The 4,881-nt window shown below is 64.6% G+C and carries 3 protein-coding genes and 1 pseudogene; all 4 read right to left on the reverse strand.

Annotated elements, in window-relative coordinates:
• Nucleotides 1-333 (reverse strand): annotated as a pseudogene (locus ABLA28_RS10355) (hypothetical protein); the annotation flags it as partial.
• Entirely contained in the window at nt 330-1,310 is a 981-nt protein-coding gene (locus ABLA28_RS10360; protein WP_347713601.1) for an RnfABCDGE type electron transport complex subunit D, read from the reverse strand. The gene ABLA28_RS10360 and the pseudogene ABLA28_RS10355, both read right to left, overlap by 4 nt.
• Nucleotides 1,307-2,656 (reverse strand): electron transport complex subunit RsxC, encoded by a 1,350-nt coding sequence (gene rsxC, locus ABLA28_RS10365; protein ID WP_347713602.1) that lies wholly within the window; start codon nt 2,654-2,656, stop codon nt 1,307-1,309. The genes ABLA28_RS10360 and rsxC overlap by 4 nt, the downstream gene beginning before the upstream one ends.
• Before the next feature lie 212 nt (nt 2,657-2,868).
• Entirely contained in the window at nt 2,869-4,521 is a 1,653-nt protein-coding gene (locus ABLA28_RS10370) for a phosphoenolpyruvate carboxykinase (ATP) (RefSeq protein ID WP_347713603.1), read from the reverse strand.
• Nucleotides 4,522-4,881 lie beyond the last annotated feature (360 nt).

The following is a 4,881-nucleotide window of genomic DNA, read 5'->3' on the forward strand; positions in this document are numbered from 1 at the left end:
TCCGTATCCCTTGGAGGTCACGGTGATGCAATGCCCCACCGTCTCGCTCCCCTTCAGCCCCTCCTCGACCCCCAGCACGGAGCCGGCCCCGGGGGCCGGATCCATGGGCTTGAAACTCTCGGCATCGGGCATCACGGCCATGAGAGCCAGAGCCTTCTCCTTCTCCTGTGCCGCGCGGATCGCGTCGGCCGTCGCCCACTGAACGAGCCCCAGGATAAGCCCCGTCACGGCGGTAACGAGGAACAGGGTGCCCCCCAGGTACAGCGACTTGCCCAGCAGGTTTCCGAACGGGGATTTTTCCGGCGTCGGCATCATCTCGGCAGCGTCCGTCATCTTCTCGCCTCCCCCAAAATTCTGGGGACCGTCAACCTGTCGATCAGGGGAACGGTCAGGTTCATGATCAAAATGGAATAGGAGACCCCCTCGGGGTAGCCGCCGAAGGTCCGGATGAGAGCCGTCAGCAGGCCGCACCCGGCGGCGAAGACGAACTGCCCTCTCGCCGTCATGGGCGACGTGGTGTAGTCCGTGGCCATGAAGAAGGCCCCCAGCATCAGGCCGCCGACCAAAACCTCGTAGAGAGGTCCTCCGGCGCGCCCGAACGCCAGCGACAGCACCGCTACCGTGGCGATGTAGACGACGGGGATCCGCCAGGAGATGATTCCCCTCCAGATCAGGACGGCCCCGCCCAGCAGGAGCGCGGCGGCCGAGGTCTCCCCGATACAGCCGCCCACGTTGCCGATGAAGAGGTTCCAGAGGGCGTGCAGAGCCGGAGAGGTCGAGGACGCGGCCTCCGTGGCCGCGCTCATGGCCTGAGACACGGCGGCCGAGGAACTCATTCCCTTCAGGAAGGCCAGGGGCGTCGCGCCGCTGACGCCCTGTACGGTCCAGGTCGTCATGGCCACGGGCCAGGAGATCAGCATCATGGCACGGGCCGCGAGGGCCGGGTTGACGATGTTGCCGCCCAGCCCGCCGAAGAACTGCTTGACCAGCACGATGGCGAAGACGGAGCCGCAGGCGGCCATCCACAGCGGGATGGTGGGCGGCAGGTTATAGGCCAGGAGCAGACCCGTCACCGCCGCCGAGAGGTCGGAGACCGTCACGCGCTGCCCCGCAAGCCGCTGCCAGAGGAACTCCGACCCCACGCAGACGATCACGCAGGTGGCGATCACCGCGAGCGAGGAGGCCCCCAGGAACCAGACCCCCGCGGCCCCGGCCGGCAGGAGCGAGACGAGGACCCACGCCATGATCTTTCGCGTATCGAGGGGAGCATGAATATGAGGAGAGCTGCCCACTGCAAAACGTTCGGTCATTTCTTCTGCGCCCCCTTTTGCGCTTGCTTTCTGCGTTCGGCCATCACGGCCGCCTTGCCGTCGCGGCAAGTCTGAGTGAGGCACCGCGAGGCGGGACAGTCGTAGGTGCAGCAGCCGCACTCGATGCAGTTCAGGCCGCCGGCACGCTCGAACCCGGTGTAGTCCCTGCGGCGCACCGCACGGTCCAGATCCGAAGGGACGAGGTGCATCGGACAGGCCGTAACGCAGCGCCCGCAGCGCAGACAGTTGGACTCGACGGGCAGCACGGCCGAACGGGACGAGAGCGCCAGGATGCCGGACGTCCCCTTGACCACGGGAACGTCCAGGGAGCGCATGGAAATGCCCATCATGGGGCCTCCGGCCAGGACCTTCACCGGATCCTCCGTAAAGCCGCCCGCGGCCTCGACGAGCTCCCGAACCGGGGTCCCCAGCGGGACCTGCAGGTTCTTGGGGTTGGAGATCACGTCGCCGGTGACCGAGACGATACGGTCCATGACGGGGATCCCCTGTGTGAGGGCAAGCCAGATGTGATAGAGCGTCCGGACGTTCAGGATGATGCAGCCCACGTCCGCGGGCAGGGCCCCGGGAGGGATCTCCTGGCCCGTGACGGACCAGATCAGCATCTTCTCCGCGCCCTGCGGGTACTTGACCGCGTGGGGCATCACGCGGATGCGCGAGCCGTCGTGTTCGGACAGCTCGCCCTCAAGCCGTTCGATGCTCCTGGGCTTGTTCTCCTCGACGGCGATGATGCCCTTCGCGTCGGGGAAGAGCTCCAGACAGAGCTCGAGCCCCTCGATGATGGGCTCGGGACGCTCCAGCATCAGGCGGTTGTCGCAGTTAAGGAAGGGCTCGCACTCCGCGCCGTTCACGATCACCCATCGGATGACGCGCCCCTCCGGGGGCGACAGCTTGACGTGAGTTGGGAAACAGGCTCCTCCCATCCCGACGATACCGGCAGCCCGGATGAGCTTGAGGTAGTCCCCGCGCTCGGGCTTTCGCCCCAGTTCCTCCAGCAGCGTCGGAGCGTGTTCGTACTGCCCGTCGTTCTCGACGACGATGCACGTCTCGAAGCTGCCCGGAATCGTCATCCGGAACCCGATCTCCTTCACCGTTCCGGAGACGCTCGCCAGAATCGGTGCGGAGACGAAGGCATCGGTGTCCGCAATCTTCTGCCCCAACAGAACACGGTCCCCCCGCTTGACGAGAGGGGCGCAGGGCGCCCCCAGGTGCTGCGACAGCGGATAGACCAAATCCCCCTTGGGGGACAGAACTTCAACGGCCTTCTCCGCCGTCAGGGACTTCCCGTCGGGCGGATGAATTCCCCCCTTGAACGTCGGCAATCTCATTTTAAAACTCCCCTCGAAATGGAACTGTCAATGGAACTGGAATAAACGGATCTCCCCCGTCTTCCCCCAAACTTACCCCCGGCACCGTTCCCGGCCTACAGAAAAAAATGCCGACAGCCAGGGGAAACCGTCGGCTCGAATGACCTCATTATAATACAACTCAGAAAATTCCGGGTATCATACTTCGGTTATCGGATTTCGGGTATCGTGCTTCAGCTCATCTCGGCCACGGCCCGTTCCAGAGCCTCCCGGGCGTCATCCGGCAGCCTGTCCATGCCCCCGCGCTCCGTCTCGCGGGAGACGACGAAGTTCAGCCGGTCCTGGAAGCGCGCTCGGAGCTGGCCGCGATAGGACTCGTCCTGCGTATCGATCTTGAAGTCGGGAAGCTCCAGCGTTCTCATCCCCGAGAAGTTGCCGAAGGGAACCCAGTTCGCCCTGTCCTCCACGATGGCCTCGAGGATCGACAGCGTGTGGGCGGGCTTCACCTTCGTCCCCATGAAATCCCCCGTGTTGAGGACGTAGCAGGACACGCCGTCCTCGATCAGACGCTTGAACCGTTCGTAGTCCATGCCCAGAGGATAGGTGCGGAAGGGATTGGCGTAGGGTTCGCAGACCAGCGCGTTGGGGTCCACGCCGGGGGCGAGGCGTTCCGCGGTCGTCCGCTTCGTGGCGAGGGTCGCCCCCATCACGGAGGCCAGGGACGGCCCCTCCAGCTTCAGGACCGGCGGAATGGTGGGGTCGCGCATCAGCCAGAAGATGGCGTTCAGCGGCTCGTCGATGCGGTCGATGCGGTTGGGCGACCACAGGCGCGACTTCATGGCCCGCCCGTTGCCGTTGCGCACGTCCTCGGTGACGGCGATCGTCCGGCCGTCCGCCGTGACCGTGGCCCCGCAGTTCTGCATCGTCACCAGGTACTTGTTGGCCTCGCAGCCGATGGGATAGTCCTGGACCTTGTCGAAGTACGAGGGTTCGAGCGCTATGGCGTACTTGTCGCGGACGTTGACGACGAAGGCGTCGTCATGCAGCACCGTGATGTCGTATTTGCCGCCGTGCGCCGCGTGCGTGATGGTGGACTTGCCCGAGCCCGACAGGCCGAAGGCCGCCAGGACGAATTTTTTGCCGCCCTTCATGGAATAGCGCTTGAGCCCGCCATGGCAGGAGGCGTAGCCGTTGCGGGAGGCTATCCCCCATGCCAGGGTCAGGGTCCCCTTTTTGAGCTCGCCGAAGTAGCGCAGCCCCAGCACGGCGGCGCAGTTCTCCTCCGGCGAGAAGAACGCCAGGCCCAGCGGGTAGTCGGGATGCGTCCAATCGGGGTCCGCGAAGATGAAGATATCCCCGTCCACGTCGGAGACCCGGCGCGACCGGGCGTACATCTCCCGATACCGGACGTTGTCGTGCTGGAAGTTGAACATCCAGCTGTAGAGATTGTTCTCGAAACCCTGGGGCAGGGCCAGGTGGGCCTTCACCATGAAGTCCTCCTCCAGCCCTACGTAGGCGTCCGCCGTGTAGACTCTGCGGTAGCGCATCCCGTAGACCGCCTCGCGCACCACGCCCGCCATCGCGGCGACGTCGACGTCGGGATACCCCACGATGCGCCGCGCCGCGGCCGTCCTGCCGAACACCGCACCGTCGTTGAAGAGCAGCACGTTGGCGTCCGCGGGCAGCTCCAGATCCTCCGGCCGAAAGACGGGCATGCCCGTCAGCTCCACCGTCCCCGGGCTGTCCTTTGCGAGGGCATAGGCCTCCCGCAGGTCACGCACCCGTTTCACGTTGTTTCCGTAAAACAGGGTCTCTATCGTCGTACGGACCGGAGTTCGGTTCACCTTACCGAAGCGCTCCGCATCGTACGCCCCTATCGTCGACATCCTCATTCCTCCTCTGTTCCATCGATCCGCCACCGGCGATCCGATACAAACCCACAACCTGCATCGAGCGTTTCAACAATTTTTTATTTTACTCCCCATTCGCGATCCGCTCAATCTCCGCCCCGAATCCGCAGGCCGCGACGGCTTCATGACGGAGGATCGGGGGAGGATCGAGCGCGTTGTCCTGCCCCCCGTCAGGCAGGAGGAGGGGCGGGAAAGAGGACAGGATAAGAGAACTTGGATTTACAGTTGCCGGATTGTCACGCCAAAGGCAACGGCAGGGGATGAGAGGAGGTGTAAAAAGGGCTCATAAACGATTCGACAGGGAAATGCCCCGTCCATGCTGTCAGGGGCGGGGCT

This window comes from uncultured Fretibacterium sp. (assembly GCF_963544685.1).
Classification (GTDB): domain Bacteria; phylum Synergistota; class Synergistia; order Synergistales; family Aminobacteriaceae; genus CAJPSE01.

Coding starts and splice junctions, on each gene's coding strand:
- rsxC (WP_347713602.1), bottom strand. CDS start 2,656: ATGAGATTGCCGACGTTCAAGGGGGGAATTCATCCGCCCGACGGGAAG.
- ABLA28_RS10360 (WP_347713601.1), bottom strand. CDS start 1,310: ATGACCGAACGTTTTGCAGTGGGCAGCTCTCCTCATATTCATGCTCCC.
- ABLA28_RS10370 (WP_347713603.1), bottom strand. CDS start 4,521: ATGTCGACGATAGGGGCGTACGATGCGGAGCGCTTCGGTAAGGTGAAC.